This window comes from Flavobacterium arsenatis (genome assembly GCF_031456785.1).
GTDB lineage: Bacteria > Bacteroidota > Bacteroidia > Flavobacteriales > Flavobacteriaceae > Flavobacterium > Flavobacterium arsenatis.
Genome location: NZ_JAVDVI010000022.1, coordinates 16,571 through 43,353 on the forward strand (window position 1 = coordinate 16,571; position 26,783 = coordinate 43,353).

Annotated in this window: 20 protein-coding genes and 1 CRISPR repeat array (1 of these 21 cut by a window edge); of the genes, 13 read left to right on the forward strand and 7 right to left on the reverse strand. The window is 36.8% G+C overall.

The window, feature by feature from the left end:
• A CRISPR array of direct repeats spans window positions 1–2,959; the repeat unit is 36 nt; unit sequence GTTGTGGTTTGATTAAAGATTAGAAAACACGATATT (it extends 1,488 nt beyond the left edge of the window).
• A gap of 167 nt (window positions 2,960–3,126) precedes the next feature.
• The 5 genes from cas2 to J2X31_RS17255 form a co-directional block, all read right to left on the reverse strand.
• Window positions 3,127–3,456, reverse strand: a complete 330-nt coding sequence (cas2, locus tag J2X31_RS17235; protein ID WP_310028621.1) for a CRISPR-associated endonuclease Cas2 — start codon at window positions 3,454–3,456, stop codon at window positions 3,127–3,129.
• Window positions 3,447–4,331 (reverse strand): type II CRISPR-associated endonuclease Cas1, encoded by an 885-nt coding sequence (cas1, locus tag J2X31_RS17240; protein WP_310028623.1) that lies wholly within the window; start codon window positions 4,329–4,331, stop codon window positions 3,447–3,449. Before cas1 ends, cas2 begins: the two co-directional genes overlap by 10 nt.
• Before the next feature lie 173 nt (window positions 4,332–4,504).
• Entirely contained in the window at window positions 4,505–6,850 is a 2,346-nt protein-coding gene (locus J2X31_RS17245; protein WP_310028625.1) for a T9SS type A sorting domain-containing protein, read from the reverse strand.
• A gap of 120 nt (window positions 6,851–6,970) precedes the next feature.
• Complete coding sequence (locus J2X31_RS17250; protein WP_310028626.1) at window positions 6,971–8,629, reverse strand: tetratricopeptide repeat protein; 1,659 nt, start codon at window positions 8,627–8,629, stop codon at window positions 6,971–6,973.
• Between the two features lie 108 nt (window positions 8,630–8,737).
• On the reverse strand, window positions 8,738–10,099 hold the full coding sequence (locus tag J2X31_RS17255; RefSeq protein WP_310028629.1) for a GH1 family beta-glucosidase: 1,362 nt from the start codon (window positions 10,097–10,099) through the stop codon (window positions 8,738–8,740).
• Between the two features lie 370 nt (window positions 10,100–10,469).
• Here J2X31_RS17255 and J2X31_RS17260 point away from each other — a divergent pair, with 370 nt between their 5' ends.
• From J2X31_RS17260 to J2X31_RS17270, 3 genes are read left to right on the forward strand one after another with little or no spacing between them, the layout of a single operon-like run.
• On the forward strand, window positions 10,470–12,323 hold the full coding sequence (locus J2X31_RS17260) for a DNA topoisomerase IV subunit B (RefSeq protein ID WP_310028630.1): 1,854 nt from the start codon (window positions 10,470–10,472) through the stop codon (window positions 12,321–12,323).
• 31 nt (window positions 12,324–12,354) lie between these two features.
• Window positions 12,355–13,446 (forward strand): PDDEXK nuclease domain-containing protein, encoded by a 1,092-nt coding sequence (locus J2X31_RS17265; RefSeq protein ID WP_310028633.1) that lies wholly within the window; start codon window positions 12,355–12,357, stop codon window positions 13,444–13,446.
• 29 nt (window positions 13,447–13,475) lie between these two features.
• Window positions 13,476–16,133, forward strand: coding sequence for a DNA gyrase/topoisomerase IV subunit A (locus J2X31_RS17270; protein ID WP_310028636.1), 2,658 nt, complete (start codon window positions 13,476–13,478; stop codon window positions 16,131–16,133).
• Between the two features lie 36 nt (window positions 16,134–16,169).
• Here J2X31_RS17270 and J2X31_RS17275 read toward each other — a convergent pair whose 3' ends face one another.
• Together J2X31_RS17275 and J2X31_RS17280 are read right to left on the reverse strand one after the other, a co-directional pair.
• Complete coding sequence (locus J2X31_RS17275; protein WP_310028637.1) at window positions 16,170–16,580, reverse strand: hypothetical protein; 411 nt, start codon at window positions 16,578–16,580, stop codon at window positions 16,170–16,172.
• Between the two features lie 6 nt (window positions 16,581–16,586).
• The gene (locus J2X31_RS17280; protein ID WP_310028640.1) at window positions 16,587–17,381 is read right to left on the reverse strand and encodes a hypothetical protein; all 795 of its coding nucleotides are present in this window, start codon (window positions 17,379–17,381) and stop codon (window positions 16,587–16,589) included.
• Window positions 17,382–17,538: 157 nt separating this feature from the next.
• Between J2X31_RS17280 and J2X31_RS17285 the strand changes: the two genes are divergently transcribed.
• The 10 genes from J2X31_RS17285 to J2X31_RS17330 all read left to right on the forward strand — a co-directional run bounded on the left by J2X31_RS17285 (window position 17,539) and on the right by J2X31_RS17330 (window position 26,764).
• Window positions 17,539–18,774, forward strand: a complete 1,236-nt coding sequence (locus J2X31_RS17285) for an HD domain-containing protein (protein WP_310028643.1) — start codon at window positions 17,539–17,541, stop codon at window positions 18,772–18,774.
• 34 nt (window positions 18,775–18,808) lie between these two features.
• Window positions 18,809–19,831 carry a UDP-3-O-(3-hydroxymyristoyl)glucosamine N-acyltransferase gene (lpxD, locus tag J2X31_RS17290; protein WP_310028646.1) on the forward strand — a complete coding sequence of 341 codons (1,023 nt, stop codon included), beginning with the start codon at window positions 18,809–18,811 and terminating at the stop codon, window positions 19,829–19,831.
• Window positions 19,832–19,852: 21 nt separating this feature from the next.
• The gene (locus J2X31_RS17295) at window positions 19,853–21,241 is read left to right on the forward strand and encodes a bifunctional UDP-3-O-[3-hydroxymyristoyl] N-acetylglucosamine deacetylase/3-hydroxyacyl-ACP dehydratase (RefSeq protein WP_310028648.1); all 1,389 of its coding nucleotides are present in this window, start codon (window positions 19,853–19,855) and stop codon (window positions 21,239–21,241) included.
• 11 nt (window positions 21,242–21,252) lie between these two features.
• Window positions 21,253–22,038, forward strand: a complete 786-nt coding sequence (lpxA, locus tag J2X31_RS17300; RefSeq protein WP_310028651.1) for an acyl-ACP--UDP-N-acetylglucosamine O-acyltransferase — start codon at window positions 21,253–21,255, stop codon at window positions 22,036–22,038.
• Window positions 22,039–22,170: 132 nt separating this feature from the next.
• Window positions 22,171–22,737 carry an elongation factor P gene (efp, locus tag J2X31_RS17305; protein ID WP_310028652.1) on the forward strand — a complete coding sequence of 189 codons (567 nt, stop codon included), beginning with the start codon at window positions 22,171–22,173 and terminating at the stop codon, window positions 22,735–22,737.
• A gap of 81 nt (window positions 22,738–22,818) precedes the next feature.
• A complete protein-coding gene (locus J2X31_RS17310) occupies window positions 22,819–23,748 on the forward strand; it encodes a UDP-3-O-(3-hydroxymyristoyl)glucosamine N-acyltransferase (RefSeq protein ID WP_310028653.1) in 930 nt (309 codons plus the stop codon).
• 2 nt (window positions 23,749–23,750) lie between these two features.
• Window positions 23,751–24,113 carry a nuclear transport factor 2 family protein gene (locus J2X31_RS17315; protein WP_310028656.1) on the forward strand — a complete coding sequence of 121 codons (363 nt, stop codon included), beginning with the start codon at window positions 23,751–23,753 and terminating at the stop codon, window positions 24,111–24,113.
• 4 nt (window positions 24,114–24,117) lie between these two features.
• Complete coding sequence (locus J2X31_RS17320; RefSeq protein WP_310028659.1) at window positions 24,118–25,260, forward strand: hypothetical protein; 1,143 nt, start codon at window positions 24,118–24,120, stop codon at window positions 25,258–25,260.
• Between the two features lie 96 nt (window positions 25,261–25,356).
• A complete protein-coding gene (gene sucD, locus J2X31_RS17325) occupies window positions 25,357–26,229 on the forward strand; it encodes a succinate--CoA ligase subunit alpha (RefSeq protein WP_310028662.1) in 873 nt (290 codons plus the stop codon).
• A 106-nt stretch (window positions 26,230–26,335) separates the two neighbouring features.
• Entirely contained in the window at window positions 26,336–26,764 is a 429-nt protein-coding gene (locus J2X31_RS17330; RefSeq protein ID WP_310028664.1) for a hypothetical protein, read from the forward strand.
• Window positions 26,765–26,783 lie beyond the last annotated feature (19 nt).

Below are 26,783 nucleotides of genomic sequence, written 5' to 3' on the forward strand. Positions count from 1 at the left end.
TATCTCCAAATTAATCAAAGAAAGTAATGTTGTGGTTTGATTAAAGATTAGAAAACACGATATTAATGCAGATGTAAGCTGAACATTGTCCTGGTTGTGGTTTGATTAAAGATTAGAAAACACGATATTATCAGGGAGATAATCGAAAAAAGAAACCCGGTTGTGGTTTGATTAAAGATTAGAAAACACGATATTAATTTTGCGTAAAGAGAAAACTGCCGGGCCGTTGTGGTTTGATTAAAGATTAGAAAACACGATATTCGTCATAGTCAACCCATCTATGATATCCTGGTTGTGGTTTGATTAAAGATTAGAAAACACGATATTATTTGGTGGCCAGGACATAAGAAGGATTGTGTTGTGGTTTGATTAAAGATTAGAAAACACGATATTAGATGCTTGTGCATAAATGTTGCAAAACGCGTTGTGGTTTGATTAAAGATTAGAAAACACGATATTTAAATGGGCTTGCTATGTTGAACGTACTTGTTGTGGTTTGATTAAAGATTAGAAAACACGATATTTGTATGTGTACCCTGGTGGACAGGCACTGTGTTGTGGTTTGATTAAAGATTAGAAAACACGATATTGTGCTTCGGCGGATGCGTAGTCAAATCCAGTTGTGGTTTGATTAAAGATTAGAAAACACGATATTTCTAGGAAATTAATATTGTCTATAACGCTCGTTGTGGTTTGATTAAAGATTAGAAAACACGATATTTCGGTTAGTTCCAGAATTATCATTTATAAGTTGTGGTTTGATTAAAGATTAGAAAACACGATATTCCATCTATGATCAATCGATCAGGTACTTGGGTTGTGGTTTGATTAAAGATTAGAAAACACGATATTTATAAACAAGTTACCAACGCTTGGAATAAAGTTGTGGTTTGATTAAAGATTAGAAAACACGATATTGGTAACTTGTTTATGTTTACCAACATTCATGTTGTGGTTTGATTAAAGATTAGAAAACACGATATTATGGGAGGTCCTAGAGTAGGTAGAGTAATCGTTGTGGTTTGATTAAAGATTAGAAAACACGATATTTAATTACGATGTTTTTAATGACTATAAGTAGTTGTGGTTTGATTAAAGATTAGAAAACACGATATTAAGACGGATACCTAACCACGCAGGATATGCGTTGTGGTTTGATTAAAGATTAGAAAACACGATATTTTTTAAAACGTGATTAAAGAGGAAGATATAGTTGTGGTTTGATTAAAGATTAGAAAACACGATATTCATCTACATAAATCTGATTGTTTATAAGTTGTTGTGGTTTGATTAAAGATTAGAAAACACGATATTGTTAACGAATATTGTCAAGAACTCCATTCCGTTGTGGTTTGATTAAAGATTAGAAAACACGATATTCGTCAGTTGTTAAAAACTTTATAAGAGGTGTTGTGGTTTGATTAAAGATTAGAAAACACGATATTTTAATCGGAACACGACCGAACGACCGTTAAGTTGTGGTTTGATTAAAGATTAGAAAACACGATATTACAGAATTTTAAAATATTATTTGGTTGTATGTTGTGGTTTGATTAAAGATTAGAAAACACGATATTTAAAACTTCTATTTTTAAAGCTAGACAATTGTTGTGGTTTGATTAAAGATTAGAAAACACGATATTATGTGGAGAAAAGAAGCTCCTTATGTGGTGTTGTGGTTTGATTAAAGATTAGAAAACACGATATTTGTAGCAGAAAATTAAAAACTTAAAAACTTGTTGTGGTTTGATTAAAGATTAGAAAACACGATATTGTAGTCAAAATTTAAAAGCTATGAGTTACGGTTGTGGTTTGATTAAAGATTAGAAAACACGATATTTGGAATCTGTAAAAACGCTCCCATATCCTGTTGTGGTTTGATTAAAGATTAGAAAACACGATATTAACACAAATCCAATTTATAAAGATTAATCGTTGTGGTTTGATTAAAGATTAGAAAACACGATATTATGACTGTTGAAGAAATAAACAAAATGCTTGTTGTGGTTTGATTAAAGATTAGAAAACACGATATTATTTGCCGAATGTGGTTAGCAATCCCTTTGGTTGTGGTTTGATTAAAGATTAGAAAACACGATATTATCTATGTTTATATATCCGTTTGATTCCTCGTTGTGGTTTGATTAAAGATTAGAAAACACGATATTGTATTCCATCACACGGAAAATCAAACTTTAGTTGTGGTTTGATTAAAGATTAGAAAACACGATATTTAAGGCTTTGCTGTCAGCTTCGCCAATGTTGTTGTGGTTTGATTAAAGATTAGAAAACACGATATTACAGATGTTTACATAGACTATTATTTTCTTGTTGTGGTTTGATTAAAGATTAGAAAACACGATATTGATGAAATTATTCATTAAACGGTTTCTGGGGTTGTGGTTTGATTAAAGATTAGAAAACACGATATTCCTGCACTGCAAGCGGTAAACACGGCTGTTGTTGTGGTTTGATTAAAGATTAGAAAACACGATATTATAACCAGCGTCTTCAAACGTCTTTACCAAGTTGTGGTTTGATTAAAGATTAGAAAACACGATATTAAGATTAGCGGATAAAGCAGCAACTGATGCGTTGTGGTTTGATTAAAGATTAGAAAACACGATATTCGAAATGCAGTCCTTCGAGGTGCAGACCTTGTTGTGGTTTGATTAAAGATTAGAAAACACGATATTTTCGGGGTATAATCAACAAGCGTGCAGGTGGTTGTGGTTTGATTAAAGATTAGAAAACACGATATTTGCCTGAGTTTCGGGTTTTTGGTTGTTTACGTTGTGGTTTGATTAAAGATTAGAAAACACGATATTGTATCCAACCATTCTTTTTGACCTTGCGGGTTGTGGTTTGATTAAAGATTAGAAAACACGATATTGGACTGGCTTTAAAAGCAAATCTAGCAGGGGTTGTGGTTTGATTAAAGATTAGAAAACACGATATTAGTTCGCTTGTTGTCTTCTGATATACAAGGTTTTAATAGTAAATATCGATGCAAAAAAATGCTTCTTTTATGATTTGATAATCCATAATTGAAGCATTTTTTTTGTTACAGTTACTGGCAATCGCAATTTGAAACCATTTCGCATGCGATTTCCGTTTATCTCTTCTTTAAAAAAGTTCTAATTGTGTAGGTTGTGGTTCCTTTGGTACTTCGGCTTTGCCCCAAAAATTTAAAATATTACCAAATTGCTTGTCGGTTATTCTCAAGACGCTTACTTTTCCTAAAGGAGGCAAAAGCCTATGGATCCTCTTTTCATGAACATCGGCACTTTCACTACTTGCACAATGACGCACGTAAACAGAATATTGCATCATACTGAAGCCATCCTTGAGAAGGTTGTTTCTAAATCCAGACGCATTTTTCTTGTCTTTCTTGGTTTCTGTCGGTAAGTCGAAAAATACAAATAGCCACATAATTCGGTATCCGTTTAGCTCCATAGTTTTGGATATTTTATCTTCTTCCTTTCTCCTGTGTAGCATTGCTGTAGGGAACTGGCTGTTTTTTGGAGAGCCACCATTAACGGACTTTTCTCCTCCTTGAAATAGACCGTCCGGGTAAGCAGTTGCAAGAGTTCGGACTTTATCTGGGTGTTGAGTTCTTGTTCGTCATACTGTTGCATGATTTCATATACTTTTTCATCTACAAGGGGACGGAAAGGTTCCATGATATCATCGGCCAAGGCAAAGGCGTTGTATTTGCTTTTGTGATGAATACCAAGAGTGTTCAATAGTCCGCTTCCCGAAAGTGCTCTTGCGGTAGCGGCTCTTAATATGGCATATCCATAATTCAGAAAATTGTTGGGATAATTGCCAAAGCGTTCTCTCTTAAACCCTTCCTCAAAGAATGATTTCCAATATTGGCTTGCAGCGACACCTTCCATATTGCTGGTGTCTCCGCTCAAAACTTTACTGGCAAGAAATTCAAATTGGTTCTTACTTCCCGTAATTTTTTCGAGCAATATGCCTTGGTTTTTTATCTTTTCGACAATGGTCAACTGCCATAATTGTTTTTTTAGTGGCAAACTTGCTTCGATTTGATTTCTGAAAATTTCCTGCTGTACATGATGGCTGTTTAAGTTAAGAAACATCCCGTTGGGCAGATGATTCTTTCCGCAAATAATTAACGAAGTATTGTTTTCTATAAGCAAGTTCATGGCTGGAATGCTAATATAAATTTCGGGATTGTCGATTACAATAAATCCTATATCCTCAATAGGAATAGTGCTTTCTCTTGTTTCGGTTTTAATGACCAATTGAAGGTTCTTGGCGGTAATCGATGCTCTATTTTCTAGTAAAAGTGATCTCTTTAGCATAATTTCTATATTTAGAATTAGCCAAATTATTAAACATCAAGCCATTAAAATTACGGAAAACCTCATTTTTACTTTTATTTTTTATTGTCTGATAGAAAAAGCAAGTGTGAAATGTGCTAAAAAACAAAAACCATCCAGTAAGGATGGCTTTATGTTGTGAGATAAGTTTAGATTTATCCCTTAACAACCTTAATCACTTTCATTCCATCTTCTCCAGTCACTTTAACTAAATAAGTGCCTTTCGCCAAATCCGACATATCAATTTTCGAATGAGATGCATTTACGTTTTTCGATACAACTTCTTGTCCTAAAATATTATATACGGCAACGTTTGTAATCTTTCCCGTGTGGGATATATTTAAAATATCGTTTACAGGATTAGGATAGGAAGTAAAACCGGAAGTATCAAACGAACCTGTTGATAGCGATGCATCATAAGCTGAAATGATAAATGAACCTTGTGTCCCGTTGGCTCCGAAAGCACGGATATACAAAACTTCACCTGGTGTTCTACCCGTTAGGGAAACCATAGAAAAGAAATCAGTACCTCCATCATTATCGCAAACTATAGGACTCAATGCTGCACAATCGCCAGAATAGAGTTGCAGAACCGAATCGGTTACCACCGCAAAACCGGGCTCGCCACTTCCTGTGGTTTCGATTGTGATGTTTCCAGATGAAGGAACCGTAACCGTAAACCAAACATCTTTTCCAAAAATGGAGAAATACATGTTTCCGCAACTTGGCAGTGGCAATTCTGGACTTGGGGTTCCTCCAGAATTTGTAGTAAGAATTCCTCCCGAACCCAAATCGGCTCCCGGAATCAAGGCTATGGCATCCGAACATTCATTATTTGCAGGAGGACAAACGGTGTAGGATTGAACGCTATAGGTTTGGACACAACTTTCATCCAAATCGTCTGAAACGGTAAAGATAATATTGGTATAATCTGGATAGGGACCAAACTGATAGGTTCCTGTTGCAGTGATGTTCTGGCTGGCAATTTCCTGATCATCATCAATCATAAAAGAGGTTGCCGTTCCCATATCAGTGACATTTGCATTTACAAAAAAGCCAAGATTAGTAACACAATCAAGCTCAACAGCAAAATTCACGGTAGCGTTTGTGCAAGTTGATGGACAACTTTCCTGCGTTACAGGTTCGCTTTCTAGAAAACAACTCGCATCTTCATTGTTGGTTACCGTGAAAATTACTGGCGTCATGTTGTCATAAGGTCCAAATTGAACCTGTCCAGTTTCGGTTAGTGTTTGAGGTTCGCTCGACTGATCATCAGAAATGGTTACCGATGAAGCCGAACCTAATGTGTAAAGTGCAGCAATCACTAAAAATTGATTACCATTTTCACAATCAGGAACAATCGTATAACCAGCTTCCGGCATTACGCAATCGGACAGGTTCCAGGCCAACGTAAAATTTCCGGTTTGCCCATTAAACCCATCCTGAACCCAATAAAAGGTTTTGTCTTCTCCGGAATTGTTCATATAAGTAAAAGTATCCAAATCGTCTTCGTCAAAACACGTCAACTCAATTTGCTCGTCACAATTACCAATAAAGGCAGTAATAACCGAGTCATAATCATTTTCGGTCTGGCCGATTGTCAGGGTATATCCTTCAGGAACCAAGATCGAATAATAAACATCTCCGGTTTCTACAAACGAGTCGCAACTTGCGATATTTTGATTGGATGCATTTAGCGTTGTTCCCATCAAAGGCGACGTTTCCAAACTTAAATCAATTGCCGACGAACAAAAATTATTGACAGGCATGCAACCCGTAAAGGTTTGTAGCGTACTTGACAAAACGCAATTGGCATCCTGGTCATTGGCAATCTTGAAAAAGACGGATATTCCATTAGAATACGGACCAAATGTAACCGTTCCGGTAGCGGTAACGTTTTGTTCTGCTCCATAATCGTCCGAAACAGTCAGCGAAGTAGCCGAACCCAAATCGGTAATGTCTATTGCAACCGAAAATTCTTCTCCAAAAACACAATCCGATACAAGCGTGTAAGTTGCAGTAGCATTTGTGCAGGTGTTTTCTGCAATATCCAAACTGTAGCTTGCCGTTTCCGGTGGAGCCCAAGTCGAAATCACAAAATAGTAGGTGTTGCCTTCCTCAACGGGCATGGCCTGGATTGAGATGGTGTTGTCAAAAATTTGCTGGTTGGTTACACCTGCAATGCAATTCTGACCTATTTCGGAACAATTCGCATAGGCAAACAAGCCAACATTGTCTGAATCTGTAGAAAGGTATAAATTGATCGAGCCGGTAAAGGTTGCCGTATAAGCATAAACCACGTCATTACCATAAAGGAAATTATTGGGTGTTCCGCAAGAAGATCCGGGATAACCGTCGTAATTATTTCCATAATAGTCAGTGTCATCAAAAGTAGAAAACGGCAGTGTTATAGATTCGGCATCCTCACATAAACTGGCTTGGCCAAAAGAGCTTGTCCATACTCCAAAAAGAAGCAAGACGAGTAGTGTAGTTTTTTTCATAAATTCTGGTTTTTTAATAGAAGTGATTCCAAATTTAGAACATGTTCCATTATAAAACCCGATTCCGACCGTGACAAAGTAGGACAATTGCCGTGACAAAAATGGAACAGAAACCTTTCCTTAGAGCGAAGTTAGGTAATCGTATAGGTTTGTTTCCTTGGGAAGGTTCATCTTAGCCAGCACCCTTTCTTTCCTTTTTCTGCACGAATCTTGGGTAATGCTCAACATAGATGCGATTTCTTTTGTGCTCAAGCTCATATAAATATAGGAGATGTATCGGATGTCGTTTATCGTCAAGGCTGGATGTTTTGATTTCAAGGCATCCAGAAAACCTTGGTTCACTTCTTCAAAATGCGTGATGAAATTGTCCCATTCGTTATCGGCCTTCAACTGGTTTTTCAAGGAATGGATGTGGGAAACAAGCGTATTATCTTTAGAAACCTGCGGAAGAACCGACAATTCCGACAAGATTTCCTCAATCATCTCGTTTTTTCCAGAGAGGTATAACGCTTTCGCGGATAGCTTCCGGTTCTTTATTTCGACTTCATTTTTCAATTTCTCTTGCTGAAGTAGCGAAACAGCTTGGTTTTCATTGAATTGTTTTTCAAGCAACAACGATTCTCTTTTTTCCTTCTCTAATTCCAACGCCAATATTTGTTCGTTCCGTTCGGCAATCAGCTTTTTCTGCTTCAGTTTTAAGGATAAATTCCGAACCGTCCACAAGGCAAACAATACAATGACGATGATGAACAACAGCACAAAATAAAAAATCTTCCGTTCGCTAACCAGTTTGGCTTCATTGAGCATCGATTGGTTTTTATACTGCTGTAATTCAAATTTTATCTTGCTGTTTTCAAAAAGTTTTTCGTTTTTGCTTGCATTCAGTTTTGCAGTGGCTTCAAACAAAGAATCCTTGTATTGCAAAGCCCTATCAAGCGTTTTTCTTTTGATATTGATTTCCGTAAGCAACTTATAAAGCTTGATTTTTGTTTCCAGTTTGGGTTTCTTCGTGGTTATTTTCTGGATATATTCCTCTGCTACATCCAATTTGTTTTCCTGAAGGTAGGATTTGGCAATAATCAGAAGCAATTCTACATCGGCATGATAAAATTCCAAATCTTTTGTAGTGTCGATGAGGTATTGGGCGGTTTTTCTGGCCTTGTTGGTATTTCCCAGTAATAGCTCACAATTTGCCAATCCGCCTTTGGCAAGAACAATATATTCTGGCCTTTCCGACACAAGTGGCAAGGCTTCCTCATAATAGTTTTTTGCCAGTTCCAAATCGTTCTTCTCTACGGAAAGTGTGCCTAGATTAATGGCTGCCACTCCCGCTGTAAGATTTTCTTTGTTTTCTTTTGATGCCGTATAAACCCGAGTAAAATAATCCTTTGCCTGATCGTATTTTTTTTCTTCAAAATAAAGAATCGCAATGTTGTTCAAAACAAGAATCTCTTCGTTTGGGGTCAGTTTCTTGATGGCTATGGTGTAGCCTTCAAGATAATAATTGAGGGCTTCGCCAAATTCCGAAAGTCTGTAATAGTTAGTCCCGATGTTATTCAATGCCAAGAATTCCTGTTTGTCCAAACCGTTGTTTTTCGCCAAGTCGAGTGCCTGAAAAAGCAGTTCAAGTGAGTGGGTATGCTGGTTTTTGTCGAGTGCTTTTTTTCCGGCTTCAATCAAACTATCGCATTTTGCCTTTGAAGCTTGTGCAAACGAAAAATTTGCCTGCAACACCAAAAGAACGATAAGCAAAATCTTTTGTAAATTTTTTGGGTACATCTTGAAGAATAAGGGATATTCCCCAAATATAGAAATTTAAATAAAAAACAAGTACTAAAAATTAAATGATAGAGCAATGTTCAAAATAATGCAGAAGAAGTGTTCCTCTTAAATAGTAGGGTCTAAAAACTTTCCAAACCACAATCCCGAATCCTTAATAATCCGTTGCTGTGTGTCAAAATCCACATGAATTAAACCGAACCTAGCGTTATAGCCTTCGGCCCATTCAAAATTATCGGTAAGGCTCCACACAAAATAGCCCTCTACATTGCATCCTTCCTTTTTTGCCTTGAGAATTTGTTGCAGATGTTCTTGAAGATATTGGGTCCGTTCCTTGTCGTTTACTTTTCCATCAATGACCGTATCGGCAAATGAGGCACCATTTTCGGTGATTAGAATTTTCGGCATTCCTTTATAACCGCTGAATTTTTTAAGGATATGATAGATGGCTTCAGGATAGACTTCCCATCCCATCGTAGTAAAAGGCTTTCCTCTTTTTTTAGCAGGAACCAACGAAGCACCTATGTACGGCGTTATCAGGGAATATTTTACTACTTCTCTGGTATAGCATTGCAGTCCAATAAAATCAAAATCAAAAGCCAGATGTTTACGATCATCCCCAATAATGTAGCGATCCAGTCTCTTTAAGACTTTCAAATCTTCCTGAGGATATCCGAGTCCAAGAATAGGCTCTATAAAAGTCCTGTTCAACAGCGTGTCTACTCGTTTTGCAGCTCTTATATCCTTTGGTTTCTGGCTGTAAGGCTCAATATGGGTACAGGAAAAAGTAGTGCCAATATTTGCATTTGCTACCGTATTTCGAACCACTTTTCCACCAGCAGCTGTTGCCAATGTGACATGATGCATGGCTTTTATATAATTCGTAATACCTCTTCTCCCTGGAGCATGAACACCCAAAAAATAGCCTGCACCAGTAAATACGGACGGTTCGTTGACGATAATCCAGTTCTTAACCCGGTCGCCAAAATGTTTTGCGCAAACCGCTGTATATTCCGAAAACCAGGACACACATTCCCTGTTTGTCCAGCCTCCCTTTACTTCCAACGCATGCGGTAAATCCCAATGATAGAGAGTCACCCAGGGTTCTATTCCGCATTCCAATAAAAAGTCAATGATTTTGTTGTAGTATCTTATACCGGCTTCATTTACAGGCAAGACACCTGTCGGCATGACTCTCGACCAACTGATGGAAAACCTAAAGTTGGGAATATTGAGTTGACGTAGCAGTTGAATGTCATCCTTATAGCAATTGTAGAAATCACAAGCATCCAGGGCGTGATGTCCATTTTTTATTTTGCCTTTCCTTGCCGAAAAGACATCCCAGATAGAAAGTCCTTTTCCGTCGGCATCATGAGCACCTTCAATTTGAAAAGCGGCGGTAGAAACACCCCACAAAAAATCTGTTCCAAATTGTTCCCTGCTCAAAATCGAGTCCTCTGCTTTATCCATTAAAGAATACGTTCTTAATGATTAATGACGGAAACTAGATTGCATAGCCTTCAAAAAAAGCCATTCCTTAATAAACGTTATGAATTTTAGACTGAAGAATTTCATAATACATTTGTTTCAATCAAAATAACAAAACATAAGCAAATAAAACGTAATCTAAAAGTTATCAAATAGTTAGGATAATCAAACGCAATCACAATTCTAAAGTCCCAAATCCCAATCCTGAGGCTTCGGTGGCCAAATAGAAATAGCAAATCTGCAATTTAAAATCTAAAATAATCTTGTCAATATCCTATTAATAACTTTACATTTTTCTACTTTCATTTTTCCTCTCGATACTGTATATTAGCACAAAATCCATAAATTTCAAATGTCAGAACAAAATCAGTATACCGAAGACAATATCCGTTCCCTCGACTGGAAAGAGCACATCAGGATGCGTCCCGGAATGTATATCGGGAAATTGGGTGACGGTTCTTCGCCAGATGATGGTATTTATATTTTATTGAAAGAGGTTTTGGACAACTGTATCGATGAGTTCGTTATGGGTGCCGGAAAAACTATTGAGGTGACAATCAAGGACAAAACCGTTGCCGTGAGGGATTATGGCCGTGGAATTCCGCTTGGAAAGGTCGTTGATGTGGTTTCAAAAATGAATACGGGTGGAAAATATGATTCGCTTGCATTTAAGAAATCGGTAGGTCTGAATGGTGTAGGAACCAAGGCTGTGAACGCTTTGTCGAACTATTTTAGAGTAGAATCTGTAAGAGACGACAAGCAAAAAGCAGCTGAATTTTCTGCGGGAAATTTGGTTCTAGAGGAAGATGTAATTGATACTACAAAGCGAAAAGGAACGAAAGTAACGTTCATTCCAGATGAAGCCATATTCAAAAACTACAAATTCAGGAACGAATATGTGGTGAAAATGCTGAAAAATTATTGCTATCTGAACACAGGCTTGACGATAATTTACAACGGCGAAAAATATTTTTCTGAAAACGGATTGAAAGATTTGTTAGACGAAAACATTGCAGAAGACGATATGGTATATCCAATCATCCATCTTCTTGGCGATGATATAGAAGTAGCTTTGACACACAGTAAATCACAATATTCTGAAGAATATCATTCTTTTGTGAACGGTCAAAATACAACACAAGGAGGAACGCATTTGGTTGCTTTCCGTGAAGCGGTAGTGAAGACGATTCGTGAGTTTTACAACAAAGGTTTCGAGCCTTCGGATATTCGAAAATCGATTGTGAGTGCGGTTTCGGTAAAAGTGATGGAACCTGTTTTTGAATCGCAAACGAAGACCAAATTGGGTTCAACCGATATGGGTCCTGATTTGCCTTCGGTGCGAACTTTTGTCAACGATTTCGTGAAAAACAAACTGGATAATTTTCTACATAAAAATCCCGAAACGGCAGATTTGCTTTTACGTAAGATTTTGCAAGCTGAAAGAGAACGAAAAGAGCTTTCTGGAATTCGGAAATTAGCTAAAGACAGAGCAAAGAAAGCTAATCTTCACAATAAAAAATTGCGTGATTGCCGCGTGCATTTGACCGATATTAAAAACCCAAGATATTTAGAAAGTACGCTTTTTATTACCGAAGGAGATTCTGCTTCAGGTTCTATTACAAAATCACGTGATGTAAACACTCAAGGCGTTTTCAGTTTGCGAGGAAAACCTTTGAATTCCTACGGAATGAGCAAGAAAATTGTTTATGAAAACGAGGAGTTCAACTTGCTTCAAGCGGCTTTAAATATCGAAGAAGACATGGGCGATTTACGTTACAACAATATCGTAATTGCAACCGATGCCGATGTTGACGGAATGCACATCCGATTGTTGTTAATCACATTTTTCTTGCAATTTTTCCCTGAATTAATCAAGGAAGGACATTTGTATATTCTTCAAACTCCGTTGTTTAGGGTGAGGAACAGAAAGGAAACGATTTATTGCTATTCGGAAGAAGAACGTATAAATGCCATCGAAAAATTAAAACCAAAACCAGAAATCACGCGATTTAAAGGTTTGGGAGAGATTTCGCCAGATGAGTTCAAGCATTTTATTGGAGAAGACATTCGTTTAGATCCAATTATGTTGGACAAAGGAACTTCCATCGAACAGCTTTTGTCTTTCTATATGGGGAAAAATACACCTGACAGACAGAAGTTCATCATCAATAATTTGAAGGTGGAATTAGATGTTGTGGAGAAGTAAAATTTCCGTTTATTGAACTTTATAAATTTATATGCAGGACAATCTTCAAAATAACTTTTTTCATCAGATAGTTACGCTTTTGCAAGAGGCAAGACTTCAGGTTGTAAGAACTGTAAATCATACAATGGTTTATACGTATTTCAACATTGGAAAAATGATTGTTGAGGAGGAACAGAATGGAAAAGAGCGAGCCGAATATGGTAAGCAATTGCTGAAAGGTCTTTCGAAAAGATTAACTGAAGAATTTGGAAAGGGATTTTCGGTAGATAATCTTCAGAATATGAAGAGATTTTATATAGCTTATTCAATTTACGAGACACTGTCTCATATTTCTAATTCTGAGCAAATATCCCAGTCACAGGCAGGAGTTTCTGAGAAAGATGAAAAATCGCAGACACTGTCGACGATTTTCGAAACAAGAAATTCATCCTTTGTTTTAACGTGGTCACATTATACCTTTTTGATGCGAATTGACAACAAAGAGGAAAGAAACTTTTACGAAATTGAATCGGCTAAAAATAACTGGAGTTTAAGAGAATTAAAGCGCCAATATGATTCCGCTTTATATACTCGATTATCTTTAAGCAGAGACAAAGAAGAAATACAAAGACTTTCTGAAAAAGGATTAATTGTTGAAAAACCAAAAGATATAATCAAAGATCCCTATATCTTGGAATTTTTAGGACTGCCAGAAAAACATTCTTATTCTGAAAGTGATTTGGAAGAAGAAATCATTAATAAACTAGAACATTTCTTGTTAGAGCTAGGAAATGGATTCACATTTGTTTCTCGACAAAAACGCATCACTTTTGATGATAAACATTTCAGAATTGATCTGGTTTTTTATAATAGAATTTTAAAATGTTTTGTCTTAATTGATTTGAAAATAGGCGAATTAAAGCATCAAGATTTAGGACAAATGCAAATGTATGTCAACTATTATGACAGAGAAATGCGTCTTGAAGATGAAAACAAAACAATTGGAATCGTGCTTTGCCAAAATAAAAGCGAAGCTGTAGTAAAATATACATTGCCAGAAAATAACGAACAGATTTTTGCCAGCAAATACAAAACGGTTTTGCCAAGCAAAGAGGTTTTAGAGCAATTAATAAAAGAAAATTAATCTTCAGATTTAAAATTTGAATTAAATAAATGGACGAAGAAGAAAATTTAGAACCAATAGACGAAGGTCAGGAATCCACCGAATCTACGGGGCATTTTTACGACAACCAAGAAGACGACAGCCAGGATACCATCACAAAGGTAACGGGAATGTACAAGGATTGGTTTTTGGATTATGCGTCTTACGTAATCCTGGAGCGAGCCGTTCCTGCAATTGAAGACGGTTTCAAGCCAGTTCAACGTAGGATTATGCACTCGATGAAGGAGTTAGATGATGGTCGTTACAACAAAGTGGCGAACATTGTCGGCCATACGATGCAGTATCATCCACACGGAGATGCTAGTATTGGCGATGCAATGGTGCAAATCGGGCAAAAGGATTTGATTATAGATATGCAAGGAAACTGGGGAAATATCCTCACGGGAGACAGCGCTGCAGCTTCTCGTTATATTGAAGCTAGAATCAGTAAGCTTGGTCATGATATTTTGTTTTCTCCAAAGATTACGGCCTGGCAGGCTTCTTATGACGGAAGACGAAACGAACCAATAAATCTTCCCGTAAAATTCCCACTTTTGCTGGCTCAAGGTGCCGAAGGTATTGCCGTTGGCCTTTCCACGAAAGTGTTGCCTCACAATTTCAATGAGCTGATTGATAGCTCTATAAAAATATTAAAAGGAAAACCGTTTACATTATATCCAGATTTTCCAACCGCTGGTATTGCCGATGTTTCCAATTATAATGACGGAATGCGTGGTGGCCGTGTTCGTGTTCGTGCAAAAATTGCGCAACTCGACAAGCAGACGTTGGTCATCACCCAAATTCCTTTTTCGACAAATACAGGAACTTTGATTGAAAGTATCTTGAAAGCGAATGAAAAAGGCAAGATAAAAGTCAAGAAGATTGAAGACAATACCGCTGCGGAAGTAGAAATTTTAATCCATCTTTTTCCTGGCGTTTCTCCGGATAAAACCATTGATGCACTTTTTGCCTTCACGGCTTGCGAAACTTCAGTGGCACCTTTGGGTTGTGTGATTGAAAACCATAAACCGTTGTTTATTGGCGTTTCGGATATGTTGAAAATTTCGACACACAGGACAGTTGATTTATTGAAGAAAGAGCTTGAAATTCAGCTGGATGAACTGGAAGAACAATGGCATTTTCTTTCATTGGAACGTATTTTTATCGAAAAGAGAATCTACCGTGACATCGAGGAAGAATCTACTTGGGAAGGTGTGATTCGTGCTATCGACGAAGGTTTGAAACCTTATACCCAGCATTTAAAACGTGCCGTAACTGAAGAAGACATTACACGTTTAACAGAAATCCGAATCAAGAGAATTTCTAAATTTGATATTGACAAAGCCCAAGAAAAAATTGAAGCTTTGGAAGGCGATATCGAACAAGTGAAATATGATTTAGAGCATATCATTGATTTTGCCATCGCTTTTTTTGCCAAATTAAAAGAGAAATACGGAAAAGGCCGAGAACGTCAAACCGAACTCAGAATTTTCGATGATATTGAAGCTACAAAAGTGGTTTTGAGAAACACTAAATTGTATGTGAATCGTGAAGAAGGTTTTATCGGAACTGGATTGAAAAAAGATGAATATGTGACGGATTGTTCTGATATTGATGATGTTATCGTGTTTCTTCGTGACGGAACAATGATGGTTTCCAAAGTCGATGAAAAGAAATTCGTTGGAAAAGACATCATTCACGTGGCGATTTTTGATAAGAATGACAAGCGAACGATTTACAATATGATTTACCGTGATGGAAAATCGGGTCCTTCATACATAAAACGTTTCAATGTTTCGGGAATTACAAGAGAAAAAGCCTATAGTCTATCGCAAGATAAACCAGGTTCACAAGTCTTGTATTTCTCTGATAATCCGAATGGAGAAGCAGAAGTCATCACGATTTTATTACGACAAGTTGGAAGCATCAAAAAACTGAAATTCGATATAGATTTTGCAACACTTGCCATCAAAGGGAGAGCTTCCAAAGGAAATCTGGTAACCAAATATCCAATCAAGAAAATCGAATTGAAGGAGAAGGGAATCTCTACTTTAAAACCAAGAAGAATCTGGTTTGATGATACAGTTCAGAAATTAAATGTTGATGGAAGAGGCGAGTTGCTTGGCGAATTCCGTCCGAACGACCGACTTCTAATCATCAATCAATCTGGGAAACTGAAAACTATTATTCCAGAATTGACGACGCATTTTGATGAAGATATGGTGGTATTGGAAAAATGGATTCCGAAGAAACCAGTTTCCGCCATTTATTTTGACGGAGAAAAAGAGAAATATTTCATCAAACGCTTCTTGATTGAAAATGAAAATAAGGAAGAGCTTTTCATCACCGAACATCCAAAATCGCAATTGGAAATTGTTTCCACAGATTATCGTCCGGTTGCGGAAGTTATTTTTGCAAAAGTAAAAGGTGTTCAGAAAGAAAACCAGACAATTGATTTGGAAAGTTTTATAGCCGTAAAAGGTATAAAAGCAATTGGAAATCAACTGACAGGCGATAAATTGAAACAAGTTAATCTTTTAGAACCATTGCCTTATGAACCTCCAGCGGAAGAAATTCCTGAAGAAATGGAAGTTTCAGGAGAGATAGATTTATCGGACGACAATATTCAACTTGATGACGACGGACAGATAACGTTAAGTTTAGACTAAAAGCCGAAACTCCTGCCGAAAGACAGGAGTTTTAGTTTAATAGGAATTCAAAGGAAGACGCTGTTGAATAAGCGACGATTTTGTAAACATCCTAATAATGACGCCATGTTTGCTGTTCCATTCCAATGTAATGGCATTTTTGTCCAAAGGATCGCTTTTTGAACTTTCCCATCCAATCAAATAACAACCTGTAGTATTTTTTTCTTTTTTTACTTTTTCTGATAAATCACTAATGGTTTCTAATGTTTCAGAACAAAGAATTCCAGTTTCCAGACTGTTTAATTCTGCCAGAAGAATATCATTTAATCTGGAATTGTATTCATAATAGCCTTCTGTTCTGAATTTCTTTACAATTTTTGATTGACTTTCTTCAAAAGAATAATCCTCGTCCGGGCTGCAACTGGCGAGAAGAAATAAAATTATAAGTGATTTCAATAAAAGTTTCATAACCTTTTAATTTTCAATTTGCTCTTGCAATAATAAAGCACTGCATAAGTTGGAAAGCAAGAATTTTTCATTAGAATCAGTGGTTTTTAGAAACACCATTCCTCTATCCATAAGGGAAACAGCCGCGACGGACTTTTTATTGGCATCAAAAATTTCATACCCAACAGATCCGAACATTATGGAACGGTGTCCATTTTTGGATGCAACTTTGGTAATAGGTTTCAGTGTATAGTATTTATTTTCATCTAACGCAAAAACACCAGTATAATTGTCTGCATGCAATTGAGATGCCTGATTGTCTAAAATAAGTTGCCATGGCTTGGTCTCATTGTTTATAAAAACCTGAAGATAAAATAGGCTCTCCGTGTTATTTTCAATGTTTATGATGTCTTCAAAAACATTGATGATGCTATTGGGATTATTTCCAATTAATAGATTGGCCGAGTTAAAAGCAGAAGCGGCATAAACATCCGAAATCCTATTCTCGTTGTCTTTCAATTGAAAATAAAAGGTTTGATTGCGGTTGATGAATTCCTTTGAAATAATATTTTCATAAAAAACATCTCCAGGAACACCTTTTGATATTCCTGTTCTGGAATTTCCTCCTTTTGTCCACGACCTTTTAACTTTTGAAGTTTGAAAATTTCCAAATTCTAATTTCTGATTGATGAGGATTCCTTGTCGTCCCTTTACGGATAATTCTTCGAAATTTGTGGTGTTGCCTTCGCTTAGAGCAGGTTTAAAAGGAGTACATCCCTGAAGGGTAACTAGCGTGATTACTGCTATTAACGTTTTTTTCATTCTGATGGATTTGATTGATGATGAATATTAGAACGCTGTTTAGCTCATTTTGTTACAGTTTATTCAAAAAAAAATATCGGAGATCTTCCATCTTCTTCCATTTCCCATCTTCTAACTTCAATTCCCTATATTTGCAATCTGAAAAGCATACACAAAAGTGAGTCATATAAACAAACTAAAAATTCTCAATGACCCGATTTATGGGTTCATCACTATTCCCGATACGCTAATTTACGACCTCGTTCAGCATCCTTATTTCCAACGATTAAGGCGTATTTCACAAATGGGATTGTCCTATTTGGTTTATCCAGGTGCCCATCATACACGTTTTCATCACGCTTTAGGTTGCATGCACATCATGCAGAAAGCCGTTGAGGTAATCCGTTTCAAGGGAACAGAAATTTCTAAAGAAGAGGAAAGAGCTTTGTATGTTGCCATACTTTTGCACGACATCGGACATGGACCCTTTTCGCACGCCATGGAACACAGTATTGTCGAGGACGTGAACCATGAGTCGATTTCATTGTTGTTTATGGACAAGCTGAATGCCGAATTCAAAGGCGAATTGAGTCTAGCCATACAAATTTTCAAAGGTGATTATCACAGAAAATTCATGTTGCAACTCATCTCCAGTCAGTTGGATATGGACCGAATGGATTACCTAAAACGCGACAGTTTTTATACAGGTGTAGCCGAAGGAAACATAAATTCCGATCGATTGATTCAGATGATGACTGTTGTAGATGATACCTTGGTGATTGAAGAGAAAGGCATCTATTCCGTAGAAAAATTCCTGATGGCAAGACGATTGATGTATTGGCAGGCCTACTTGCATAAAACAAGTCTGGTAGCAGAGTTGATTTTGACGAAAGTCCTAAAAAGAGCCAAAGAATTAACACAGAGAGGAGTGGTCTTGAACTGCAGTCAGCCGTTGTTATTTTTTATGCAAAATAAAATCACATTGGAATCTTTTGATAATACAACGCTTGATTTGTTTGCCCAATTGGATGATTTTGACATCATCAGTGCCTTGAAAAACTGGCAATCGCATGAGGATTATGTCTTGAGTTCATTGAGCAGGATGATCATCAACCGCGATTTATTGAAGATTAAAATCAGCGAAGAACGATTCTCCCAAGAGGATGCTGATACTTATATTAATACGTTTGCAAAACTGCATAACATTTCGTTGCACGATGCGGGTTATTTTGTCTATAAAGGAAAAATAAAAAACCAAGCCTATAATAAAGAAGCCGAACCGATAAGGATTTTCAGGAAAGACAAGTCGATTGAAGATGTTGTAACTGCTTCCGATCAGCTAAATCTAAAAGCTTTGACAAAGCCCGTTACCAAGTTTTATATTTGTTTTCCAAAAGTACTTGCTGAAAATTAACAATTAAAAATCTATTTTTTATATTTTTGTCGGGATGAAATTTACAGCAGAACAAATAGCAGGTATTTTAGAAGGCGAAGTGATAGGAAATCCTAATGCTGAAGTTTCTAGGTTATCAAAGATAGAAGAAGGAACTGATGGTTCGCTAACCTTCTTGAGCAATCCCAAATATCAGAATTTCATTTATTCTACACAGGCATCTGTAACGATTGTCAATCAGTCCTTTATAGCCGAGGGGCCAATTGCTACAACACTTATAAAGGTAGAGGATGCTTACGGTGCTTTTTCGAAGATTTTAGCTTTTTATGATCAGGTAAAACACAACAAAAACGGAATCGAACAGCCCTCTTTCATTTCGGAAAATGTTAAATATGGCTCTGATTTTTATCTAGGAAGCTTTAGTTACATTGGAAATAACGTAATTATTGGGAATAATGTAAAAATATACCCCAATTCTTTTATAGGCGATAATGTTGCTATCGGAGATAATGTGATTATTTTTGCAGGAGCAAGGATTTATTCTGAAACCGTAATCGGTAATTTTTGTGCCATTCATTCAGGATCTATCATTGGAGCTGATGGTTTTGGTTTTGCTCCAAATCCTGATGGAACCTACACAAAGATTCCACAGATAGGCAACGTAATTTTAGAAGATTATGTAGATGTAGGTGCTGCAACAACGATTGATAGAGCTACAATGGGTTCAACCATAATCAGAAAAGGAGTAAAGCTTGACAATCAAATCCAAATTGCCCATAATGTAGAAATTGGAGAAAATACTGTAATTGCTGCTCAAACTGGTGTTGCAGGTTCAACCAAAATAGGAAACAATTGCATAATAGGAGGTCAGGTTGGAATTGCAGGACATATTACCATCGGAAATAATGTTAGGATTCAAGCACAAACAGGTGTCGGAAAAAATATTAAGGATGGAGAAGTTATTCAAGGAAGTCCTGCTTTCGGATATAATGACTACAGTAAATCCTATGTTCATTTTAGGAACTTACCGAGAATAGTCACTGAAATAGAAGACTTAAAGAAGAAGATTAATAAATAAGTATAATAAATATAAAGACCAATGGTTAAACAAACAACCATCAAGAACGAAATTTCGCTTACAGGAGTTGGCCTCCATACAGGAAAAGAAGTGAAAATGACTTTTAAGCCAGCCCCAGTAAACAATGGATTTACATTCGTTAGAGTTGATTTAGAAGGACAACCCATCATTGAAGCAGATGCCAACTATGTTGTAAACACACAAAGAGGTACAAATCTGGAAAAATTAGGAGTAAAAATCCAAACTTCAGAGCACGTCTTGGCGGCATTTGTAGGTTGTGATGTTGATAATGTCATCATAGAATTAAATGCTTCTGAACCTCCAATCATGGATGGTTCATCAAAATATTTTGTGGAAGCAATCGAGAAGGCAGGAATTGTAGAGCAAGAAGCTGAACGAAAATACTATGTAGTAAAGGAAGTAATTTCTTTTGTTGATGAAGCTACAGGAAGTGAGATTTTAGTGATGCCAAGCGATGATTATCAAGTGACGGCTATGGTCGATTTTGGTACTAAAGTTTTAGGAACTCAAAATGCCACGATGAAAAATATAGGTGCTTTCAAAAAAGAAATCGCCGATGCAAGAACATTTAGTTTCCTTCATGAATTGGAATCATTGCTTGAAAATGGTTTGATTAGAGGAGGCGATTTGAATAATGCCATCGTTTATGTTGACAAGGAAATCTCTGAATCAACAATGGAAAACCTTAAAGTGGCTTTTGGAAAAGAAAAGATTTCGGTGAAACCAAATGGAATCCTAGACAACCTGACACTTCATTATCCAAACGAAGCAGCTCGTCATAAATTGCTTGACGTGGTTGGAGATTTGGCGTTGATAGGAACCAGAATCAAAGGAAAGGTTATTGCTAACAAACCGGGTCATTTTGTGAATACGCAATTCGCAAAGAAGATGGCCAAAATCATTAAAATAGAACAAAGAAATCACGTTCCAGTATATGATTTGCATCAGGAACCATTGATGGATGTGAATAAAATCATGACAATGTTGCCACACAGGCCACCTTTTTTATTGATTGATAAAATCTTTGAACTTTCAGATACACATGTTGTTGGTTTGAAAAACGTTACGATGAACGAACCCTTCTTCGTCGGACATTTTCCAGATGCACCCGTAATGCCAGGCGTTTTAATCGTTGAGGCAATGGCACAATGTGGTGGAATCTTGGTTTTAAGTACAGTTCCAGACCCTGATAATTACCTGACGTTCTTTATGAAAATTGACAATGTGAAGTTCAAACATAAAGTATTGCCGGGTGATACCCTAATATTCAAATGCGATTTGATTACTCCAATAAGAAGAGGAATCTGTCACATGCAGGCAAATGCTTATGCAAACGGAAAACTTGTTGCAGAAGCTGAATTAATGGCACAAATTGCCAAAAAACAATAAAAGAAAAGTAGATGAATCAACCACTTGCTTACGTTCATCCGGGAGCTAAAATAGCTAAAAACGTTGTAATTGAGCCTTTTACAACAATCCATAACAACGTAGTTATTGGAGACGGAACTTGGATAGGTTCGAATGTTACCATTATGGAGGGTGCAAGAATCGGAAAAAATTGTAATATTTTTCCAGGAGCTGTAATTTCCGCAATACCACAGGATTTAAAATTTGGAGGAGAGGATTCTCTTGTAATCATAGGTGACAACACAACTATCAGGGAATGTGTAACCATCAATAGGGGTACAATTGCTTCAGGGCAAACTGTTATTGGAAACAATTGTCTAATCATGGCAACAGCACATATTGCTCATGATTGCCACGTTGGTAATAATGCAATTATTGTAAACGGAGTGCTTTTAGGCGGACACGTAACAATAGGAAATTATGCCATCATCGGCGGATTATCAGCTGTGCATCAGTTCATCAGTGTTGGCGATCACGCCATGATTTCGGGTGGTTCTTTGTTGAGAAAAGACGTTCCTCCATTTACAAAAGCGGCAAAAGAGCCTTTATCTTATGTAGGAATTAATTCTGTAGGTTTAAGAAGAAGAGGCTTTACAACTGAAAAAATCAGAGAAATTCAAGAAATTTACAGGATTTTATACCAAAAAAATTACAATACCACTCAAGCTTTGGGAATCATCGAAGCAGAAATGGAAGCAACACCAGAAAGAGACGAAATCATCCAATTCATCAGAAATTCATCTAGAGGTGTGATGAAAGGTTATACTGGGAGTTTTTAAGTTTTAAGATTTGGAGTATTAAGTATTAAGACTGGAGTATTTGAGTGATTAAATGGATAATTCATTACTTAATAAGAGACAATAATAGTAGAAAGTATAAATAAGTAATAGCAATAAAAATAAAAAAATAAAATGGCATCTACATCAGATATTAGAAACGGATTATGCATCAAGTACAATCATGATATTTATAAAATTATAGAGTTCTTGCACGTTAAGCCGGGAAAAGGTCCAGCTTTCGTTAGAACTAAATTGAAAAGTTTAACCAACGGAAAAGTATTGGACAATACCTTTTCTGCAGGACATAAGATTGATGAGGTTCGGGTTGAAACCCACGAATATCAATTCTTATATGCTGAAGGTGATTTGTATAACTTTATGCACACTGAATCCTACGAGCAAATCCAGTTGAACAAGGCAATCCTTGATGCTCCTGATTTGTTGAAAGAAGGAACAACAGTAAAAGTAATCATCAATGCTGAGACTGAAGCACCATTGTCTGTTGATATGCCAGCTTCAGTTATTTTGGAAGTGACGTATTCAGAGCCAGGAGTAAAAGGGAACACCTCTACAAATGCTACAAAACCTGCAACTGTTGAAACAGGAGCAACAGTAAACGTTCCGTTGTTCATCAACGAAGGTGATAAAATTAAAATTGATACTGCTACAAGTTCCTATATGGAGCGAGTGAAAGAATAATTAACAGTTTACAGTCGCAGTTGGCAGATTCCAATAGGAACTGAAAACTGCGACTGACTACTGTGACTGAACACTAATACTATGAAGTTTCCAAAAATACATTCCTTAAAAGAAATTGCCGAAATCATCAACTGCGAATATGTTGGCGATGCTGATTTTCAGGTTCACGGTATGAATGAAATTCATGTTGTAGAGAAGGGGGATATTGTTTTTGTGGACCATCCAAAATATTACGACAAGGCTTTACAATCGGCGGCAACTATTGTTTTGATCAATAAGAATGTAGATTGTCCGGAAGGAAAAGCCCTTTTGATTTCTGATGATCCTTTCAGGGATTTCAATAAATTGACCAATCATTTCCGTCCTTTTCAATTTTCGAATGTATCTATTTCGGCTTCGGCAAAAATAGGAGAGGGAACCATCATACAGCCGAATTCATTTATTGGAAACAATGTAACCATCGGAAAAAATTGCCTGATTCACTCCAATGTTTCCATTTATGACAATACCGTAATTGGCGACAATGTGATGATTCACGCAGGAACAATCCTTGGAGCCGATGCTTTTTATTATAAAAAACGAGCGGAAGGTTTTGATCAATTGATTTCTGGCGGAAGAGTGGTGATTGAAGATAATGTTGGAATTGGGGCTCTTTGCACGATTGACAAAGGTGTTACAGGCGATACTACAATTGGAGAGGGAACAAAAATAGACAATCAGGTTCATGTTGGACACGATACCGTAATAGGAAAAAAATGTTTGATTGCTTCACAAACCGGAATAGCAGGTTGTGTTATTATTGAGGACGAGGTGACACTATGGGGACAAGTTGGAACTACAAGTGGCATCAGAATTGGTTCTAAAGCTGTGATAATGGGACAAACAGGAGTTACAAAATCTGTTGAAGGCGGAAAAACCTACTTCGGAACTCCCATAGAAGAATCCCGCGAAAAGCTCAAGCAATTGGCCAATATCAAAAAGATACCGGAAATACTCGAAAAATTAAAATAATTATGTCTGCTAAAAAACTAGTTCAGGATTTTTATAAATCAGATGCCTTGATTGACGCTACAGTAATGAGCAAATTTCTGCATCCTGAGATAATTTTAGAATGGAACAGTACAAAAGGTTTTTTAAAATTGGGTTATGATGAAATTTTAGCCATCACAACAGAAATGAGTAAGGCTTACGTACGTTCAAAAGCAAGGATCAACCCCATTATTGCGGAAGGAAACATGGTTTCACTTCGTTATTCACATTACGTGAAAACCATCGAAAATCCAAGAGAAGAAATGCTTTTGGCCCATTTTTTTGTCATCTGGGAAATCAAGGACGAAAAACTTTTCCGTGGTTATCAGATGAGCCAAATTTCATAATAGTATGAAAAGGCTTGGTATTACAGTTTCCTATCCTAAAGAAGTAATACTGATTAAAATTGTTTGTATAGCTTGGCTGATTGCAAAGGTACTTTCCTTCAAGGTCTGGATTTCAGATCGGTATTTTCCTGTAGTTCCTGTAGTTGATTCCCTAACGTTACCCAACGAATTTCACCTCTTCTTGTTTTTCATTTCTTTACTAGGAATTACAAGTGCTTTCTTTTATCCCAACAAAAAAGGAATATTAATAAGTGTCATTGTTATCGAAGTAGCATCCTGTGTTTTGGATTATATGCGATGGCAACCTTGGGAATATCAATACTTACTTACGTTTGTGTTCTTTTTGTTTTCAAAAGATAGGAAGCAGTTTCTTTTTCTGCTTACTTTTTTAATTGCAGTAACTTATATTTTCAGCGGTATCCATAAATTTAGCGGAAGCTTCCTTTACAGCTTTTGGGACAGAACCATCTTGCATAATCTTTTACATCTTCCTTACCGCATAATTAAGATTCCTATTTTACATTATTCTGGACTGATCTTGGCTGCAATTGAGATTTTTATTGGAGTTGGAATTTTATTTTCCCGTCATAGAAGATCTATTTCCTTTCTGGCCATTCTGATGCATTTGTTTATAGTAATTCTTTACGGGCCTTTCGGACTAAATCACAACATCATCATATTCCCGTGGAACTTGGCGATGATTGCTTTAGTTATGGTCTTGTTTTATAAAAATTCACTGTCAAATTTCACGGTATCCTTCTTTAAAAGCAAGCTGAATAGCATCGTTTTCCTTTTGATTGGCGTTATGCCAATATTTTCCCTTTTCGGGAAATGGGATGATTATCTGTCCTTCAATTTATACTCGGGAAATATAAAAACACTTGCAATATGTGTAGAAGAAGTTCCAGAATATCCCGAATTAGAAAAATACAAATCGGGTGTAAAAAGCAACAGATACTGTAAAGATGCCTATTTGATAAATACTACAACTTGGGCTTTAGAAGAATTGAAAGTGCCGGTATATCCTCAAGAAAGAGTGTTTAAGATGTTGCAGGATCAATTCAATATAAAATACCCGAACGTTAAAAATACATTTGTTTATTATTGGTATCCCTACCAAAATGAAAACCTCAAGGAAGTTCGATAAAATTCTGTTGCTATTTTTACAGTTTTTGCTTTAAACTTTGCCTCTAAAAACCTATTTTTGCATCACTATTTCAAAAAATAATTAAAAATATATATTATGAGCGTTTTAGTTAATAAAGATTCTAAAATAATTGTTCAGGGTTTTACAGGAAGTGAAGGTACTTTTCACGCTTCGCAAATGATTGAATACGGAACAAACGTTGTAGGTGGTGTCACGCCAGGAAAAGGTGGAACTACACATTTGGATCGTCCTGTTTTCAATACTGTGAAAGATGCCGTAGAACAAGTTGGAGCTGATACAACCATCATTTTTGTTCCGCCAGCTTTTGCTGCTGATGCAATTATGGAAGCTGCCGATGCTGGAATCAAAGTAATCATCACCATTACAGAAGGTATTCCGGTTGCAGACATGATCAAAGCTTACGCTTATATTCAAAATAAAGAGTGCCGTTTAATCGGGCCAAACTGTCCAGGTGTAATCACGCCAGGTGAAGCTAAGGTTGGTATCATGCCAGGTTTCGTATTCAAAAAAGGAACAGTTGGTATCGTTTCTAAATCAGGAACTTTAACCTACGAAGCGGCGGACCAAGTTGTAAAACAAGGTTTGGGAATCACGACAGCTATCGGAATTGGTGGAGATCCAATCATCGGAACTACAACTAAAGAAGCAGTTGAATTGTTGATGAACGATCCGGAAACGGAAATCATCATCATGATTGGTGAAATTGGTGGTCAACTTGAAGCTGATGCCGCTAAATGGGTAAAAGCCGATGGTAACCGTAAACCAGTTGTTGGTTTCATTGCTGGAGAAACTGCTCCAAAAGGAAGAACAATGGGTCACGCAGGTGCAATTGTTGGTGGTGCTGATGATACAGCCGAAGCTAAAAAACGCATCATGAGAGAATGTGGAATCCACGTTGTTGACTCTCCTGCTGAAATCGGTAAAAAAGTAAAAGAAGTATTAGGATAAATTCCGAATTACAAATAATAAATTCCAAAGCTCCGCTTCATGTGGAGCTTTTTGTTTCCATAATCTCACTTAGTGCCTTGGTGCCTTTGTGGCAAAATAAAATAAGATGTATAAAGAATTAAAGAAATTCAAAACCCAAAATACCTTTACTTTCACTCAAGAAGATAGTCTAGAAACCGTTTGCAATGCTCCAGAAGCGGGAAGTGGTGTTTTCATGGTATATGCTGTAGAAGGCGAAGAAAAGGAATTGATTATGGTAGGTTCAACAGGAACCATCCAAAACGATGGAACCTTGAAAATCAAAAACGGCGGATTATACGACAAGATTGTAAACGGACACCAATTTGCCAAAACAGGTAGAAAATATTCTTGGCCAGCCCAAATGAAACTAGAAAATATTGAGCGTTTGGAAGTTTCTTGGTATGAAACCTTCAACGAAAAGAACAAAGTGATTCCTACTTTCGTAGAAGGACAGATGTTGCAAAACTTCCTAGATGAAAACGGAAAGTTACCAAGATGGAACGTAGCGTTCTAAGAGAACAACAAAAATAATT